Source organism: Amycolatopsis sp. CFH S0740 (assembly GCF_004522315.1).
Lineage (GTDB): Bacteria > Actinomycetota > Actinomycetes > Mycobacteriales > Pseudonocardiaceae > Amycolatopsis > Amycolatopsis nivea.
In genome coordinates, this window is record NZ_SDLS01000044.1 from 47,924 (window position 1) to 64,895 (window position 16,972).

Annotated in this window: 18 protein-coding genes; 12 read left to right on the forward strand and 6 right to left on the reverse strand. The window is 68.3% G+C overall.

What is annotated here, in order from left to right; all coding sequences use genetic code 11:
* Positions 1–4: 4 nt before the first annotated feature.
* Both EIZ45_RS42490 and EIZ45_RS42495 read right to left on the reverse strand, forming a co-directional pair.
* A complete protein-coding gene (locus tag EIZ45_RS42490; RefSeq protein ID WP_134669480.1) occupies positions 5–1,225 on the reverse strand; it encodes a CdaR family transcriptional regulator in 1,221 nt (406 codons plus the stop codon).
* Between the two features lie 72 nt (positions 1,226–1,297).
* Complete coding sequence (locus EIZ45_RS42495; protein WP_134669478.1) at positions 1,298–2,596, reverse strand: FAD-binding oxidoreductase; 1,299 nt, start codon at positions 2,594–2,596, stop codon at positions 1,298–1,300.
* Between the two features lie 186 nt (positions 2,597–2,782).
* Here EIZ45_RS42495 and EIZ45_RS42500 point away from each other — a divergent pair, with 186 nt between their 5' ends.
* Complete coding sequence (locus EIZ45_RS42500) at positions 2,783–4,852, forward strand: prolyl oligopeptidase family serine peptidase (protein ID WP_167756706.1); 2,070 nt, start codon at positions 2,783–2,785, stop codon at positions 4,850–4,852.
* Positions 4,853–4,870: 18 nt separating this feature from the next.
* Here EIZ45_RS42500 and EIZ45_RS42505 read toward each other — a convergent pair whose 3' ends face one another.
* Together EIZ45_RS42505 and EIZ45_RS42510 are read right to left on the reverse strand one after the other, a co-directional pair.
* On the reverse strand, positions 4,871–5,221 hold the full coding sequence (locus EIZ45_RS42505; protein ID WP_134669474.1) for a VOC family protein: 351 nt from the start codon (positions 5,219–5,221) through the stop codon (positions 4,871–4,873).
* A 13-nt stretch (positions 5,222–5,234) separates the two neighbouring features.
* Positions 5,235–6,008 (reverse strand): oxidoreductase, encoded by a 774-nt coding sequence (locus EIZ45_RS42510; protein ID WP_134669472.1) that lies wholly within the window; start codon positions 6,006–6,008, stop codon positions 5,235–5,237.
* Between the two features lie 80 nt (positions 6,009–6,088).
* Between EIZ45_RS42510 and EIZ45_RS42515 the strand changes: the two genes are divergently transcribed.
* Positions 6,089–6,652, forward strand: coding sequence for a TetR/AcrR family transcriptional regulator (locus EIZ45_RS42515; protein ID WP_134669470.1), 564 nt, complete (start codon positions 6,089–6,091; stop codon positions 6,650–6,652).
* A 32-nt stretch (positions 6,653–6,684) separates the two neighbouring features.
* Here EIZ45_RS42515 and EIZ45_RS42520 read toward each other — a convergent pair whose 3' ends face one another.
* Entirely contained in the window at positions 6,685–7,203 is a 519-nt protein-coding gene (locus EIZ45_RS42520) for a DUF2165 domain-containing protein (protein ID WP_134669468.1), read from the reverse strand.
* A gap of 193 nt (positions 7,204–7,396) precedes the next feature.
* On the opposite strand from EIZ45_RS42520, the gene EIZ45_RS42525 reads away from it, so the two are divergent.
* Positions 7,397–8,488, forward strand: a complete 1,092-nt coding sequence (locus EIZ45_RS42525; protein WP_134669466.1) for a hypothetical protein — start codon at positions 7,397–7,399, stop codon at positions 8,486–8,488.
* A gap of 19 nt (positions 8,489–8,507) precedes the next feature.
* On the opposite strand, the gene EIZ45_RS42530 is transcribed toward EIZ45_RS42525, so the two are convergent.
* Positions 8,508–9,146, reverse strand: a complete 639-nt coding sequence (locus EIZ45_RS42530; RefSeq protein ID WP_134669464.1) for a TetR/AcrR family transcriptional regulator — start codon at positions 9,144–9,146, stop codon at positions 8,508–8,510.
* A 45-nt stretch (positions 9,147–9,191) separates the two neighbouring features.
* Between EIZ45_RS42530 and EIZ45_RS42535 the strand changes: the two genes are divergently transcribed.
* The 9 genes from EIZ45_RS42535 to EIZ45_RS42570 all read left to right on the forward strand — a co-directional run bounded on the left by EIZ45_RS42535 (position 9,192) and on the right by EIZ45_RS42570 (position 16,918).
* Entirely contained in the window at positions 9,192–10,187 is a 996-nt protein-coding gene (locus EIZ45_RS42535) for an alpha/beta hydrolase (protein ID WP_134669462.1), read from the forward strand.
* A complete protein-coding gene (locus EIZ45_RS42540) occupies positions 10,184–11,044 on the forward strand; it encodes an SDR family oxidoreductase (protein ID WP_134669459.1) in 861 nt (286 codons plus the stop codon). Before EIZ45_RS42535 ends, EIZ45_RS42540 begins: the two co-directional genes overlap by 4 nt.
* Positions 11,041–11,964 carry a ferritin-like domain-containing protein gene (locus tag EIZ45_RS42545; protein WP_134669457.1) on the forward strand — a complete coding sequence of 308 codons (924 nt, stop codon included), beginning with the start codon at positions 11,041–11,043 and terminating at the stop codon, positions 11,962–11,964. Before EIZ45_RS42540 ends, EIZ45_RS42545 begins: the two co-directional genes overlap by 4 nt.
* The gene (locus EIZ45_RS42550; protein ID WP_134669455.1) at positions 11,964–12,440 is read left to right on the forward strand and encodes an FAD-dependent oxidoreductase; all 477 of its coding nucleotides are present in this window, start codon (positions 11,964–11,966) and stop codon (positions 12,438–12,440) included. The genes EIZ45_RS42545 and EIZ45_RS42550 overlap by 1 nt, the downstream gene beginning before the upstream one ends.
* Positions 12,437–13,933, forward strand: coding sequence for an NAD(P)/FAD-dependent oxidoreductase (locus EIZ45_RS42555; RefSeq protein WP_037819996.1), 1,497 nt, complete (start codon positions 12,437–12,439; stop codon positions 13,931–13,933). Before EIZ45_RS42550 ends, EIZ45_RS42555 begins: the two co-directional genes overlap by 4 nt.
* Positions 13,934–14,266: 333 nt before the next feature.
* Positions 14,267–14,569, forward strand: coding sequence for a hypothetical protein (locus EIZ45_RS42560; RefSeq protein ID WP_240690929.1), 303 nt, complete (start codon positions 14,267–14,269; stop codon positions 14,567–14,569).
* 190 nt (positions 14,570–14,759) lie between these two features.
* Entirely contained in the window at positions 14,760–15,104 is a 345-nt protein-coding gene (locus EIZ45_RS42565; RefSeq protein ID WP_037819993.1) for an MmcQ/YjbR family DNA-binding protein, read from the forward strand.
* 717 nt (positions 15,105–15,821) lie between these two features.
* On the forward strand, positions 15,822–16,037 hold the full coding sequence (locus EIZ45_RS47770) for a toxin C-terminal domain-containing protein (RefSeq protein WP_369127032.1): 216 nt from the start codon (positions 15,822–15,824) through the stop codon (positions 16,035–16,037).
* A gap of 20 nt (positions 16,038–16,057) precedes the next feature.
* Complete coding sequence (locus EIZ45_RS42570; protein ID WP_134669453.1) at positions 16,058–16,918, forward strand: hypothetical protein; 861 nt, start codon at positions 16,058–16,060, stop codon at positions 16,916–16,918.
* The last annotated feature ends 54 nt before the right edge of the window (positions 16,919–16,972 follow it).

The window sequence follows — 16,972 nt, forward strand, 5'->3', positions numbered from 1 at the left end:
CCGGTCAGCCGCCGAGCCGGTCGTCGTACGCGGAGGCGAGCAGGCGCAGTTTGAGGCCAAGGTGCAGCATGAGCCGGTCGTCGCCGTCGTCGAGGCTGCATCCGGTGATCTGCTCGATCCGTTTGAGCCGTTGGTAAAGCGTGGCCCGGTGCACGCGCAGCGTGTCGGCGGTGCGCTGGATGTTGCCGCCGTGGTCGAAGAAGGCGGTCAGCGTGTCGAGCAGGACGTGGTGCCGGTCCTCTCGATCCAGGGCCTGGAGTGCCGGAACCCGGGCACTGCTGCGCAGGTCGTCCGGCGGCAGCTTCAGCAGCAGTTCGTAGGGCCCCAGTTCGCCCCAGCGGGCCAGGTCGCCGACGCTGGGCAGCAGCAACGCGGCCCGCACCGCCAGCGACGCCTGCTGATACGACTCGAGAACAGCGTCGAGTTCGGTGACGGTTCCGCCGAGACCGGCGACGGGCCGCGCGGCGCCGTCGGTCAGCCGCTGGAACCGGCTGGTGATCCGCTCGGCGATCGCGTCGACGAGAGCGCGCGCCGGCGGTTGCCGTTGGATGAGGAGAAGCCAGCCCCGTGAGCGGTTGGCCACCATCAGCGCGACGTCGTCCACGACGGTGCGCACGCCCTCCTCGATCGCCGCTTCAAAGGCGACTTCCTGCGGCGGCGCGGCTGCTCCGGACACGCGGCATTGCACCGCGAGGACGGTGAAGCAGGTACGGTCCTCGCCGAACAACTGCTCGGCCCGCAGGTCGGCGATCGCCTGCGCGCGCATGTCGGCGTCGGGCGAAACGAGTTCGCGCAGGATGCCCTCGTGCCGTGCCTTCGACCGCTCGTGCAGCAGCAGCCTGCGGTAAAGCACGGAGCCGGCGGCCTCCGCGGCGGCTGCGGCTGCCGACAGTTCGGACTCGCTGAACGAGCCGTCCTCGTCGATGAGCCACAGGTAGCCGAGCAGCATGCCGTTGCACCGCACCGGCGCGCACAATCTCGGCTTGGCCCCCTCGACGCGGACGATGCCGGGTTCGGTCCAGCCGGCGATGCCCAGCGCGAAGAGACCGGTGGTGATCTCAGGCCGCACGGCCCGGTTGAGCACCGAGCCGACCCGGACGGCGTCCTCGTCGCCGAAGTGGCGGCTGGCCGCGAGAAGTCGGATCGCGGGGTCGTCGATGGCCACCGAGCGGTGCAGGCGCTCGGCCAGATCGTCCACAATGGACTGGAGGTCACCGTCGGACATGGGCGTCCATTTCGCTTCGCGCGCTCTTCCGTGCCGAGCACCGACGCTACCACCGTCCACAGAGGAGCGCGGTCAGCCGAGCACGGTTCCGGAGTTGTTCTGGTGGTGTTTCCGTTTGCGGGAGAACGCGCCGAGGTCGATGGGGAGGCCGGTGTGGGTGCCGGTGTACTGGATCGGGTGGGTGTCGTGGTCGGCTCCGGCTTCGACCTGCTCGATCAGGGTGTTCATCAGGCGGCCGACGACCGGCGCGTTCTTGAACTGGTTCCCGCTGGTGCCGATCGCGACGTAGAACCCGGGCAGCTCGGTCCGGTCGTAGATCGGCGTCCAGTCGTCGGCCACGTCGTAGACGCCGACCACTCCGCGCGCCCGGTTCGGCACGCGCAGCGCCGGCAATCGCCGGGCCGCGCGCGTCACCTGCGCTTCGAACACGGCCATCGTCGGGTTCGGATCGGCGTCGTCCGGGTCGTCGAGCCACTGGAACGGATCGCATTCCGGCTCGGTCCCGCCGACGAGCAGCCCGCCGCCGACTTCGCCGCGGAAGTACGTGCCCAGATCCATGTCCGCGACCGACGGCCCGACCCCGCCGCTCGGGTGATAGCCCTCGGGCGCGAGCACGTGGGCGACCTCCTGGCGCATCGGCCGCACTGAGACGGCGAAGTCCGACCCGACCCCGGCCATCCGGTTGAGCTTGCCCGACCAGGGCCCCGCCGCGTTCACCACCACCGGGGCCGCAATCCGCGTTCCGTCCGCCAGCACGACCGCGCCGACCCGGCCGTTTTCCGACTCCACCCCGGCGACCGTCGCGCGGAACCGGAACTCCGCGCCCTCCTTCGCCGCGGCCGCTGCCAGGTTCTGCGCGGCCAGCTGCGGATCGCTGACGTAACCAGCGTCCGGGGTGTAGACCCCGCCGAGTGTCGTGGCCGCGTCGGACCAGAACTGGTCGTCTTCGATGCGCTTCGGGGGCCAGTAGCGACCGTTGTCGATTCCGGGCAACCGCCGCGCCAGCGTCGCGCTGTCCCACTCCTCGTACGGAACGCCGACCTCGTCGAACAGCGGCAGCCAACCCGCGCGCGGAGCGGCGTCCACGTCGAGCATGACCATGCCGCTGCGGGTGAACCGGGCCAGGTCCCCGACGTCGTGGCCGAGGTGATCGGCCCAGGACGACCAGCAGAAGTGCGATTCCCACGCCGTCGTCACGCCGGCCAGGGTGGAGAAGTTGTACCGGATCACGGCACTGGACGCGCTGGTGGAGCCTTGGCCCGCCGCCGCGGCCCGGTCGACCACCACCACCCGGCGCCCGGCCCGGGCCAGCTCCAGCGCGACCGCCGACCCGATCACCCCCGCTCCGACGACAACGGCATCCGCATTCATCGTGGCCTCTCCGCAGTTCAGGTGCTCAGTGCCGCCGATTCTGGCGCGGGAGAACCCCGTTCCGCGATCGACATGTGTCGCGGCGATCAAGCTGCTTGCGCGCCACCTGTCGTTCGGAATCCGGGCGGCGGCGGGGCACAGTGGATCCGTCCACAACGGACACCGGCGAGGCGGAAGGATCGAGCGATGGCCGACGAACAGCTGGACTACCCGGTTGCGCGGACTGTCGACGCGCAGGACACAGTCGTGGGCCTCAGCTTCCGTGATCCCTACCGCTGGCTGGAAGACGACAGCGAGGAGACCGAAGCGTGGCAGCAGGCGCAGAACTCGCTCACCGACGCGTTCGTCGATGACTGGCCCCATCTGGCCGCGCTCCGCGCCTCGGTCGACCGCTGTGTCGCGGACGGCACCGGATCGGCCAACTGGATGGTGGAGCCGGCCCCGCGTTTCGCCGGCGGCCGCTGGTTCCGCCTCGATCGCGGCCCCGGGCCGGACTACCCCGACCGTGCGGTGCTCGTCGTATCCGACCTCCCGGACGGCGCCGGCCGGGTGCTGTACGACCCCAATGCCGACGGGACCCGGCAGATCTCGTGGTTCGTGCCCTCCCCGGACGGCCGGATCGCCGCGCTGGGCGTGTGCGAGGGCGGCTCGGAACTCGCCGAGATCTGGTTGCTGGACACGGAAACCGGCGAACGGCTGCCGGACCGGATCCCGCAGCCGACGATGGGGCCGACGGTCGTCCCGCAGTGGCTGCCGGACAGCTCGGGATTCTTCTACACAGCAGGCGACCTGACCTCCGAGGCCTTCGCCTTCCGGGCCTATTTCCACGCCGTCGGCGACGAACCGGCCAGTGAACCCGAACCGGTCGATGTCGTGCACGCGCCGACAGTGCAGGTGTCCGCGGACGGAAAGCGCGCCGTGGTGACCGCTGTGTGGCCTCTTCCGGAGTATGTCTGCGAGTTGCCGCAGCGGACGTGGCGGCCGTTCGTCCGAGGGCTCGACTCGTCGGTGGCAGGCGTCATCGACGGTGACCGGTATGTCGCCGTCACGAACCACGGAGCACCGCGGGGGAGGATCGTCGCGATCCCGTTCGACGCGGCCGTTCCGTCCGATCCGGCGACCTGGACGGAACTGGTCCCGGAATCCGGTCGCGTGCTCAGCCACCTCAGGCTGGTCGGCGACCGCGTGGTGGTGACCGGGTCGGTCGACGCCGAGGCGCGCGCCTGGGTTTTCGACCGCGACGGGCGGGAGTTGGCGGAAGTCCCGCTTCCCGGCCGGGGCGCGCTGCCGCTGGAGGTCCTCCCGACGGCCGGCTTGGCCCCCGACGGCCATCCGGACGAGTTCGTGTTCCTGTTCTCCACTCCCGTTTCCTCGCCCGGCCTCTACCGCTACCGCCTGGGCTCGCCCCAGGTCGAGACGCTGTGCCCGCCGCGCGTGCACCTCGCGGGCGCGACTGTCTCGCTCCGCTGGGCGGAGTCCCGGGACGGCACCCGCGTGCCGTACCACCTCGTCCTCCCGGACGGCGCGGACGGAACCTTGCCGACTCTCATCACCGCGTACGGCGGCGGCCGGGTCTCGTGGCCGGCGCAGTTCCCAGGCCCGGTGGCGGCCTTCGTCGAGGCCGGTGGCGCCCTGGTGATCTCCCACCAGCGCGGTGGCAGCGATCTCGGGTCCGACTGGGCCGACGCCGGGCGGGTCAAGAACAAACAGAACAGCTACGACGACCTCTACGCCATCGCCGAACATCTTGTCGCCAGCGGCGTGACCTCTCCGGACAAGCTCGCGGTGACCGGCTGGAGCAACGGCGGGGTCATGGCCGCGACCGCGTTCACGCAACGGCCGGAGCTGTGGGCGGCGGTAGTGGCCCAATGCCCGGTCGCCGACCTCATCGGATGCCACCGGCACCCGTACGGCCGGTTCGCCGTCACCGCCGAATTCGGCGACTTGGCCGACCCGGACGACATCGCCCGGCTAGCCCAGATGTCGCCGTACCAACTCGTCCGGCCCGATGTCGCGTATCCCGCCCTCTACGTGCACGCCGGGGGCGCCGACGTCGCGTGCCCGCCGGGTCCGACCCGCAAGTTCATCGCCCGGACGCAAGCCGCGGCGGGAGCTGCCGCGCCGATCCTGTTGCGGGTGTGGGAAAACGTCGGGCACGGAACCGCCACGAGCCGGTCCGAAGGCGTCGCCCACACGACGCACTGGCTCGCCTTCTTGATGAAGCGGTTCGGCATGGTGCCGCGCGCGGACAGCTGAGCTGCCCGCATCCGGCGGTCAGGTCGACCGAACGCAGAAGGGATGTCCCGCAGGGCTGGCGTAGACCCGGACGCCGGACCGCTGACCGGGCTCCAGGCACCGTCCGCCTGCTTCGAGGACCAGCCGGTGCGTTTCGGCCGGGTCGTCGGTGCGCAGGTCGAAGTGCAGCTGCTGGTCGTTTCCGTCCGGCCAGGTCGGCGGCACGTGGCCGGGCACGGCCTGCACGACCAGCGCGGGGAATCCGTCGGCCTGGAGGAAGTGGTGGCTCGCGGTCTTCGTGACCGAGGCGCCCAGCACCCGTTGCCAGAACGCGCTTTCGGCGTCGATGTCGGCGGCGTCGATCACCAGGGAAAGAAGGGTGGTGCGCATGGGTTTCCTCTCGTCAGAGGGCGGGGATGATCCCGCCGTCGACCCGGAATTGCGCCCCGGTGAGCCAGCCGGCCCGGTCCGAGGCGAGGAACGCGATCATCTCCGCGACGTCCTCCGGTTCTCCCGGCCGTCCCATCGGGATGTCGAGGTGGTCGACGATCTGCTGTTTCACCTGGTCGAGGCCGACGCCCCGCTGATCGGCGATGCGCTGCAGATGGGCGAGCGCGCCGTCGGTGACCACGAATCCCGGAAGCACGCACACGACCCGCACCCCGTGCGGACCGACCTCAGTCGCCAATTCGCGGCTGTAGGCGTTGAGCGCTGCTTTGGCGGCGGCGTAGGACGCTTCGGTGCGCTGCGGCAGCCGGCTCGCGATCGACGAAACGTGCACGACTACGCCGGACCCGCGCTCCACCATGCCGGGCACGAGAGCGCGGTCGAGACGGACGGCGCTGAGGAGGTTCATGTCCAGGTCCGCCAACCACGATTCGTCGGTGCGGCTCAGCGTCGGAGCCGCGGAACTGGCCGCGGCGGCGTTGTTGACCAGGACATCCACCCCTCCGACGGCTTCGGTGACGCGCCGTCCGAGCTCGGCGGCTCCTTCCGCGCTCGACAGGTCAGCGGCGATGAACGTGGCAGGCAGATCGTCCGCGGGTGCGGTGCGGGAGACGGCCAGCACGGTCGCCCCGGCTGCCGCGAACCGGCGCACGGTCGCTTCGCCGATGCCGCGGCTGCCGCCGGTCACTAGGACCCGCAACCCGTGCAGTTCTTCTCCTGGCGGCTTCATCCAGGCCTCGCTTCAGTAAGGTGAGTCTGACTCCGTTAACAGTACACAAGCGGAGTCGGACTCACCTTATGGAGGTTCTGGTGCCGTCGTCCCGTCCGCTGCGCGCTGATGCCCGGCGCAACCGCGAAGCCCTGCTGGCCGCAGCTCGGCAAGCCTTCCTCACGGGAGACGCTGATGCGCATGTCGAGGACATCGCTCGCAACGCGGGCGTCGCGATCGGGACGCTCTACCGCCACTTCGAGACGCGCGAAGCCCTGATTGAAGCGGTCTACCGCAAGGAAGTCGACGAGCTGTGTGACGCACCGGCCGCCCTGCTGGAGACGCGGTCCCCGGACGAGGCGCTGCGGCATTTCCTGATGCTGCTGGTCAACCACGCGGCCGTGGGCAAGGGGATGGCGGTGGCCCTGCAGCACATCATGACGACGAACTCGCCGGTATTCGGCGAGGCCCGCGCCCAGATGGCGGACGCCCTCGCCCGGCTGCTCGCCGCGGGCGCCTCGGCGGGCCTCGTGCGGGACGACATCACCGGCACCACCCTCCTGCACGCACTCGGCGGCATCTGCGCGTTGCAGGTCGCCGACGGATGGCAGGACGAGGCGCGGCAAATCGTGTCAGTCCTCTTCGACGGCCTGCGCATCCGCTGACCACGGACCGGATGCTTCGACTCGCTTGCGTCCTAGCGCTGCGGTGAATCTTTCGCGGCGAGGTGAGCGAGCACGAGACCGAACGAGGCGATGATGATGTGCGGAAGCGCTGCCTGGAGACCGTTCCACTTGCTCGATTGCCACATCTGAAACCACTCTCCGCCTATCGCCAGGAAACCGATCCCGAAAAGCATCAACTGCATTACCCAGCCCAGACCGGACAGCTTGTAGGCCGTCGACGGAGCGTGTCCGGATATGTGGTTTCGTATGCAGCCGATAAATCCGCAAATGAGCACCAGTGCGGTGAGAACCTCCCACGCGATGATGGCAAGATAGGCGGCATCGGCAAGCCCGGGGCTGGTTATGGCGCGCCACATCATGTTGGGCGATTGAAATGTAGTGTCCATCGCCAGAACGTGGCGGACGAAATCTTGATTGGTGCCGAAGTCCGTGATGTTTCCGACTGCGACAAGTGTCATCTGCAGGGCTGTTGTTCCCGTGAGAACTGTGACTGCGGCGGGGAGGGCGCTGAACCTGCTGAAAAGAGGCATACCTGAATACTAGACTTATGGGCAAAGTGTTTTAGGGGCGAATTTCGGGATGCGCAGTTGTGCCACGCGCTTCCCGCGCGATCGTTAGCGGCCGCCGCGGATCGCGAGGGCTGGCGACGCTTGGCGGCTCGCGTACTAATCTCTTGCTCACCCGGGTCCGATCAGGAGCCGCCTGGTCAGGACGGATCCGCCGATGAGCGCAGTCCCCGATGCCGACACGCCGCCCGCGGACCGCGTCGTAATCCTCGAGCCGGAGGAGGGCCGTCCGGCGAGTCAGGACCGGTCGTTCGCGCCGAGCTTGCGCTGGAACCGGGGCAAATTGCGCAGACGTGCCGTGCTCCTGTTCGCCCTCGTGGCGGCGGGCGTGGCGCTGATCGTGTTCGCCCGGTCGAAGATCTACCTCGCACTTCCCGCCGTCGCGACTGCTTTGGTGGCTGCCAGGCTCTGGCTGCTCGTCCGGGCCGCCTTCCGTGCCCCGCACAAAGTGCGGGAACGATTGCTCGACCTGCCGTTCCGCAAAGTGCCCGTGGACGGCAGCATGCTCCGGGCCACGAAGCGCGCGCTGTACCTGAGGCTGGCCGACGACCAGTGGTTCCGCATCGGCCCGCCAGTGGTCAACGGCTTGATCAACAGCAGGGGCTACGTCTGGGCGCTAGGCCCCGAACCTTCGGGCCGGGCAGGGCTCGTGGTCCCAGGCACCGTGAGCACGGCCGTCCTCCGCGCCCGCGAACTGCCGAGCTCGGCGCATCCGGTGTCGGCTCCGGTGCTGCCTCCGACGCACAACGAGCAACTCGGCCTCATCATCAGGCTCTACCGGCCCCGGAGAATCGCGGCCGCCATCACGAAGCTCGCACTGGCGGCCTGGCTGGTCGCCACCTACGCGCCCCTGCTGCTGCACACGTACCAGCAATCCGACGAACTCCTCGGGCTCGCCACGTTCCTCGGGCTCTATCTGGCCGCCGCTCTGGTCTGGACGTCAGCGACATCCCTGCACCAGTGGCTGATCCGTGCACCGCGGGCAATTCGGGCAACCCACTGGACGCCACTGCGGATCGTCCCCGACTCGCTGAGAAACGGCGGCAGTCGCCGGAAACGCACCTGCCGGGTCACCTCACCGGAAGGATCCCGCACGGTGTCCATCGGCGATTCGCCCGTCGTCCCGATCGTTCGGGCGACCGGGGTCCTGTGGGTAGGAGGCCAGCCGAAGAAAGGCGTTGTGGCCATCGGATTGCCCGGCTACCCGATCCTGGGCCACGCGAAGCTCGGGCGCATCGAGCACCGTTGAGGCGGCGCGCGGTCGCCCCTCAGGACAAATCCACGAAACCGACCGCGAGGCGTTCGGCCATCCGCATCAGTGTGTCGACCAGTTCCGGCGCGGTCATCGGCACGGCTTTGGAGCGCCATGCCGTTGCCGCTTCGACGAAGCCGCCGATGCCTACCAGCAGTGCCACCCGGAATTCAGCGGCGGACGCGTCCGGGGCGAGTTTCGGTTCGGCGTACGTCATGAACATGTCGACGACGGCGTGCACGGTGTCGCGCCGCATCGACTCGAGGACGTCGCTGCCGCCGTGCTCGCCGAAGAAGATCTGGGTGGTGCCGAAGTTGTCGGCGATCTGGCTGACCACGACCTCGAGGGCGGCTCGAAGCTGTACGCGCAGCGGTGCGTCGCGACGCGGCAGCACCGCCTCGAGAATGAGGGCCAGGATTTCGTCGCGCACGCTCTCGGCGACCGCCACGAGCAGGGCGTCCCGGCCGGTGAACGACTCGTAGAAGTACCGGTCGGTGAGGCCGGCGCGGGTGCAGACACCGCGCATCGTCACCGAAGCCCAGCCGCTCTCGCACCACAGTTCGCGTCCGGCGAGCAGCAGTGCGGCCCGGCGCTCCGCGCGCCGCTCGTCAGCTGATTTCCCGCCGTAGGGCCGTCCCTTCTCGACTCGCGCCATGGCCCGATCTTGACAGCCGAAGGCGCGAACCTCCAATCTGAGGGCATGCGCCTTCAGAATTACCCGGCCCCGGGACTCTCGCTGCGCAGCCGCGCGGCGATGGGGTTGCTCGGCGCGACCTGGCGGCCGCTGACCCGGCTCATCCCGAACGGACGGGCCGGCACGCTCGTGAGCCGGTCGCTCATCGCCGCGGGGCTCCGGTTCGGATCCCGCCCGGTGCGGGGCGCGACGTTCGAGCGGGTCGAGGAGGGCGCGGGTCCGGTCGTGCGCGGCGAGTGGGTGCGCACGCCTGCCGCGGACCGCTCGGACGGCGTCGTGCTGTACATCCACGGCAGCGGGTACGTCGTGTGCTCCAGCCGCACCCACCGCGGCCTGACCTCGCAAATCGCCGAACGCACCGGTCTCCCGGTCTTCTCGGTCGACTACCGTCTCGCGCCGTCCCACGCCTATCCCGCCGCGTCGGACGACGTGCGCGCCGCCTGGGACTGGCTCGTCGCGCAGGGCCACGACCCCGCCGGCATCGTGGTCGCCGGCGATTCCGCGGGCGGTCATCTGGCCCTTCTGCTGGTGCTCGAACTCGTCCGCGCGCGCCGGCCGTTCCCCGCCGCGCTCGTCGCCCTCTCGCCCGTCGTGGAGCTCGACCTCGCCCGCGGCATGGTCCGCGACCGGATCGAGCGCGACCCGTTCGCCGCCGCCGCGGTCGCGCGGCGCGTCCTGCGCCGGTACGCCGACGAGGAGGCCCTCCGCAGCGATGCGCTGCGCGTGGCCTTCGACGACCTGGAGCATTTCCCGCCCGCGCTGGTGCACGCCGGTTCCCGGGAAATGCTCGCCGCCGACGCCACCGAGCTGGCCCGCCGGATCGAAGCAGCGGGCTTCACCGTGGACCACCGGATCTGGCCGGGGCTGATGCACGTCTTCCAGGCGATGACCGCCGTGCTGCCGGAGAGCGAGGCCGGACTGGCCGCGATCGCGGACTTCATCGAGACCCATCTGCCGCGCGGTTCGGCGCGGCCAGTCCCCGCGGAGGTGGCTACGGCATGATCGGATTCACCAAGCCCGTGACGAAGGGCGCTTCAGCCGTCGTCACGGGAGCAGGCAGCGGAATCGGGCGCGCGTTCGCGATCGAGCTGGCGAAGCGCGGCGCCCGGGTCGTCTGCTCCGACATCGACGAAGCCAGCGCCAAGGAAACGGTTGCTCTCGTCGAAGCAGCCGGGAGCATCGGCCTCGCCGTACGGTGCGATGTCGCTGGCTCCGAGGAAGTCGCGAGTCTGCGGGACCGCTGCATCGAGTGGTTCGACGGAGCCCCGACGCTGCTCATCAACAACGCGGGCATCGGCGCCGGGGGCCACACCGTCGGACACACGCCGCTCGAAGAGTGGGAACGCACGCTGCGAATCAACCTGTGGGGCGTCATCCACGGGTGCCACCACTTCCTGCCCGCGATGAAAAACGCGGGCCGCGGCGGTGTCGTCAACGTGGCATCGGCCGCGGGGTTCGCGGCTGGGCCGAGGATGGCGGCGTACAACGTGAGCAAGGCGGGCGTGATGAGCCTGTCGGAGACCCTCGCCGCCGAGCTCGCCGGCACCGGGGTGCGGGTGACGGTGCTCTGCCCGACGTTCGTGCGGACGAACATCTTCAGCGGCGAGCTGATCGACCGCGCGGCATCGGGCGCCGCGGCCCGCATCGCCGACGTGGTCGGGATGTCGCCGGAGAAGGTCGCCCGGATGACGCTCGACGGGCACGACAAGGGCCGGTTGTACGTCGTTCCCCAGCTCGACGCCCGCGCGATCTGGCTCAGCAAGCGCCTCACCCCGGCCGCGCACGCACGGATCGGCGGCTTGCTCGCGCGAGTAGCGCCGTTCAGCACCGAGGCGGATCCCGAAGGAGCAGACCTGTGACCTATGACTTCGACGCCATGCTGGCGAAGATCATCGAAAAGCAGTGGTCGCTGGCCGACATCGACTGGGACGCGCCGGGCGCGGAGACGATGTCGGACGAGACGCGGGCCAGGATGAAGCCGTTCATGGCCGATCTGGTCTGGATCGAGCACATCGGCGCGCGTGGCTTCGCCGCGTTGGCGAAGAAGGCGCCCACGCCCGCCATCCGCGAGATCTACCGCTACTTCCACGCCGAGGAGCAGAAGCACGCCAACGCGGAACTCGCCCTCATGCGCCGCTGGGGCATGCTCGAGGACGGCCGCGTCCCCGAGCCGAACATCAACGTCAAGCTCGCGATCAAGGTCCTCGACACCTACGGCGACCAGCTCCCGCTGACCGGTCTGGCGGCGCTGATCCCGATGCTCGAGGTCGCGCTCGACGGAGCGCTCGTCAAGTTCCTCACCGACGAGGTCAAGGACCCGGTGTGCCACGAGGTTTTCCGGCACATCAACTCCGACGAGGCACGGCACATCACCACCGACTTCGAGGTCCTCGACCTGATCGGAGCCCGCGGCCCGGTCGAGAACCTCGTCAAGGGGGTCGGGCTCCTGGACCCGCGCGTGCTCGTCGGGCTGATCGTGGTGTTCGTGCCGCTGATCAACAAGATCCGCGACAACGTCGTGGGAATGGGCCTGGACGAGCGCAAGCTGATGAACGCGGTCCGCCGGTTCGCGAAGATCGGCGGACGCGGCGAGCACACCCGGTACGTGCCGACGTACCACATCTTCCGCGTGCTGGCGGGGATGATCACCGACCGCGAGCACCCCTACCACCGGCTCCTGGCCGACCCGATGGTCAAGCTCACCGGGAAGCTGCCGGCGAGGCTCCTGGGCAAGCCCCAGTCCTGGGTCAAGGGCCTGTCTCCCGAGGCGGTCGCCTGATGGCCCGTCTCCTGACCGGAACCGACTGGTTCGAGCATTCCTACATCGACGAACGGGTGGCGCTGCTGGCCACCGGCGCCGAGGCCGCGTCGATCCTGCCGGAGTTGCTCCACACGGCTTCCTCGGTCGTCGTGTTCGAGGAAAGTCCCGCGTGGGTCACGCCCGTCGGCGTGCCCCGTCCACTGCGCCGGGTCGCGGCGAAAACCTGGCTGCGGCTGGCGGTCCGCGATGCCTGGACCCGGCGCCAGCTCACCCCGCACCGCGCTTACGACTCCGGCCGCACCCAGGTGAGCCCGAGCTACTACGCGGCGTTGCAGGACCCGCGGACCCGGCTGGTGCACTGGCCGGCGTACGCAATCGTCGACCAGGGCGTCCGCGCCGCGGACGGCGTCGAGTACCGCGCCGACACCGTCGTCGTCGGCGCCACCTCCCGATTCGCCGCCGCGCGGATCCAGGCCAGCAAGGAGTCCGCATGAACATCCGTCCCGACCACGAGGTGCTCATCGTCGGGGGCGGACTGTCCGGCATCGGCGCCGCCATCTTGCTCGACCGCGCCGGCTTCGGCGACTACCTCGTCCTCGAGGAGGGCGACGGCTTCGGCGGCGCCTGGCACTGGAACACCTACCCCGGGGTCGGCGTCGACATCCCGTCGTTCTCCTACCAGTTTTCGTTCGAGCAGCTCTCCGGCTGGTCCCGCGTCTACGCGCCCGGCGCCGAGCTGAAGGCCTACGCCGAGCACTGCGTCGACAAGTACGACATCCGCCGCCGCAGCCGCCTGCGCACGACAGTCGCCGGAGCCGAGTACGACGACGCGACCTCGCTGTGGCGCGTCCGGCTAGGCGACGGCGAAACCCTCACCGCCCGGTACGTCGTCAATGCCACTGGCGTGCTCACGAAACCCAAGAAGCCCGACATCCCCGGCGTCGACGACTTCGCGGGCACGCTCATGCACACCGCCCGCTGGGACCACGGCGCGGATCTGACAGGCAAACGCGTCGCGATCATCGGCACCGGCGCCTCGGCGGTGCAGATCATCCCGTCCATCGCGCCGGACGTCGAGCACCTCGCGGTTTTCCAGCGCACCCCGATCTGGTGCCTGCCCAAGCCCGACGCCAGCATCGCCGGACCGCTCCGGACCGCACTCGGACTCGTCCCGGGCAGCAAGGCCGTCGCCAGGCTGATCAGCCAGTCCTATGTGGAAGTCACGTTCCCGCTCGCCGCGCACTTTCACGGCTATGTCCCGACGGCCAGCTTCGGGGAAAAACTCGGCCGCCTCCACCTCAAGCGCTCGGTCAAGGATCCGGAGGTGCGCCGAAAGCTCACCCCCGCGTACTCCCTGGGGTGCAAGCGTCCCAGCTTCTCCAACAGCTACCTCAAGACGTTCAACCGCTCGAACGTCCGCCTCGAGACAACCTCCATCGAGGCGATCGCCCCGACCGGCGTGCGCACGACCGACGGCCACACGCACGAGGCCGACGTCCTGATCCTGGCCACCGGCTTCAAGGTCTTCGAGAAAGGCAACATGCCGGCGTACCCGGTGCGCGGCTCCGGCGGAACCGACCTGGAGACGTTCTGGACCGAGAACCGCTTCCAGGCCTACCACGGCGTCAGCGTGCCCGGCTTCCCCAACTTCTTTTCGATTCTCGGCCCCTACGGATACAACGGATCGTCCTACTTCACCCTGATCGAAACCCAGAGCCAACACATCATCCGCCTGCTCAAAGCAGCCAGAAAACGCAACGCGACCCGGATCGAGGTCACCCAGGAAGCGAACGCCGAGTACTTCCAAGCGATGCTCGGACGACGCGACAAGCAGATTTTCTTCCAAGGCCAGTGCTCCTCGGCGAACAGCTACTACTTCGACGAACACGGCGACGCGCCTCTCCGCCCGGCGTCCACATTGGAAACCATGTGGGACGCCAACCACTTCCCCCTGAGGGCCTACGAATTCAGCAGTTCCGCCCGATGACCGCGGCTGCTCGCGTCTCGCGGCCGGGACGCGAAGAACGCATAAAACCCTTTGCGCAATGCGGATTTCACGTTGACAGTGCATGATCAACTGCTCGATTCGGGTGTTGATGGTCCGAGGCACGGACAAGTGCCTGAGCTGGCGAGCGAAATCATCCGCGCGGAACGTGTTGGGTATGTCCGAAGTTCCCGGAATCGCCCTTGACCGGCGCGATCGCTCCCTCGATAGTGGGCGCATGCATGACTTCGACTTTCTCTTCGGCTCCTGGAACGTGGCCAATCGACGACTGGCTGCCCTCCTCGAGTACTCGACGGAGTCGGCAATATCGATGAGGTGACCTTCCCGACGCACGGGTTCGGCGGCGTCACCCTGCGCCTGTTCGACCTGGAGAAAAAAGTGTGGCGCATTTACTGGTCGGACACCCGCACCGGCGTGCTGTTCCCGGCGGTCGAGGGGGTCTTCCGGCACGGACGCGGCGACTTCTACGGCGACGACGTTCACGACGGCGCGCCGGTCCGGGTCCACTTCGTCTGGTCCGGCACCACGACGGACACTCCGCGCTGGGAGCAGCGGTTCTCCCGCGACGGCGGCGAGACCTGGGAGACGAACTGGACCATGGACCTATCCCGGGCTTGACCCGGGACTGGGGCATCCGGAGCCGGCGGTTGCTTTTCGTTGCCGGAAAAGGAGACCCGGACATGGTCGCCGACTGCCATACTTCAGTGTTGCCAATGCCGCGGCAGACAGTCGACCGGTTGATCGGCCGGTCATGAGACGACGCGGATAACGGCAAGGTTCGATCGCAAAGGGCTCGCGAGGAGGAACAGTGGTCACTGCCGAGGACATCCGCGCGCTCACCGCGTCGTTGCCGCGAAGCGAGGAAGGAGTCGTGCGAGACCAGGTGAAGTTCCGCGTCGGACGGCTCGTCTACCTCGCGTTGTCACCGGACGAATCGACGATGGGGTTCGCGTATCCGAAGGAGCATCGCGCCGGACTCGTCGCTGCCGAGCCGCACAAGTTCCAGCTTCCCCGTGAGTCGGACCTGCGCTTCAATTGGGTCCGTGCGGTGCTGAGCGAACTCGACGCTGACGAACTCGCCGAGCTGGTGGTCAACGCTTGGATGATGTGCGTGCCCAAGAAGGTGGCGGCGGCGTATCTGGACGCGGGCTGAACCGAGACGGCCACTGCCTGGCGCGCACCGCCGCGGCTGCGTGACCTCGACCCTGATCAGTGCCTCGTCCGGCCGCGGGCGGAAAGCCGAAGTATCCCGGCACGCCCGAGGCAGAAGCGTCGGGCGGCACCGTGATCGTGACTGAGCCGGAACCCCGCTCGCGGACGACAGCCGCTCGAACCTGGACCGCGATGCGTCATGCTGATCGTGCCGACTGGTCGATCACGAGCGCAGCGGCTCCTGGACGTCTTCGAAAACTGCGGAAACCTCGGCTGGAAAAGGAAACAAATACGTTTTGCATCGATATTGAGGTGCAAATTATCGCGTTTCATGGAAGCATTCTGAGCAAGGTGGCGTTGCTTGAGCCTATGCGACGACGCCTTCGCGGGCGGCGAGGAAGTCACGAGTCAGGGGAGTGCCGACGGGGTATGCATTCAGTATGGGAGGACGAAGACCAGAGGAGCTGGAACCCGGCGAAACGGTCCTGTGGACCGGCCATTCCCCGTTCCGGAAGCGGCCCCGGTGGCCGTGGGTGTTGTTGCTCGGATACGTGACCGGACTCGCGGTGCTCGGGTTTGCCTGGCGTTGGGGTGTCGCCATCCAGGCGGGCCTTACGACGTTGACCTTGACGCTGGCCGATCGGCAGTGGACGAAGGCGACTCTCACGCGCGGCCGCTACACCGTCACCACCCGGCGGGTTCTGGTCGAGGCAACGTGGTGGGGACGTCCGATCTGCCGCGCCGAGCGCCTGTCGGACCAAAGTACTTGGGATACACGAAGACCGAGCAGGTGTCCGCAGGTAATACAGCGATCTGGGAGAACATGGATGCCGTTTTCAAGGGTGCGAATTTCCGAAATCCCTTCCAGCCGACTAAGGACTCAGCTCGAGATGGAACCTGCGGACTGGACATCGGGCCTGATGGAGAGCTGTGAGGGCTGACATGGCTGGCGAAATGAGCAAGGAGTTGATCATCAGCCCTCGCAGTGAGCGAGTGAGAGAGGAGTTGGCAGACGCAGATGCCTGGAGTTCGTATGCGGCAGCACTGCGCCAGGTGCTCACTGCGGTGATCGCGAAGAGCGGCATTGACTTTCTAGAGGTCGGCGAGCTACTGGTGAATGACCCCCTTCCTGACAGGCACCGCGGCCTTCGCAACGGCGCGGAGGTCCAGTTCCCGCAGGCGATTGACCTTGTCGAGGGAATGGCAGCGGGGCGCGGGCCGTATTGCCAGCTTTCCATCCCGGAGCGGCTTCAGATCGAGTCGGGATGGGACGGGGCTGTACACCTCTACCTGACGCGAGCGGTGGCCGCCGATCTCGCGAGACTCCGTTCCCAGGACGCGATTCTCCAGTGGCGCGACGCAGCTCCTGAGCCCACCGCGATCTCGAATCCTGTTGGTGCCGTCGCGGACGAGAGTTTTTGGGAGACGGTGGCGAAGATATCCGAACGCCTCACCTTAGTGTGTGAGCGCTGGGCGTACGGTACCTCCGGGTGCCGATGGTTCCGCGTAAGTCGGGAGAACGCAGCCGAGGTGACCCGGCTCATGCGGCCACGTTCACTGGTTTGCGTGATAAGCGATCCGGCGTTGCAACCCCGGAATGAGCTATTGGAGGACGACTTCACGGCCTTCGCAGCCCCACTGCTGCCCGGTGAGCTGCGCTATCGGGCCTACCCCGGTGGTGCCGATACGCTCTCTGAGGTTACGGGTGAGGGTTTCTCCCTCATGCTGGCGGACAGATTGATGGGCGATTGGTGCGCCGTGATGCCGGACTCGGACGGGGTGAACAGGGCGCAATGGGAAAGCCCAGGGGCCTAGTTTATAGGCCAACACTCTAGTGTCCTGCGTCAGAAATTCGTCGGCAGAAGTTGG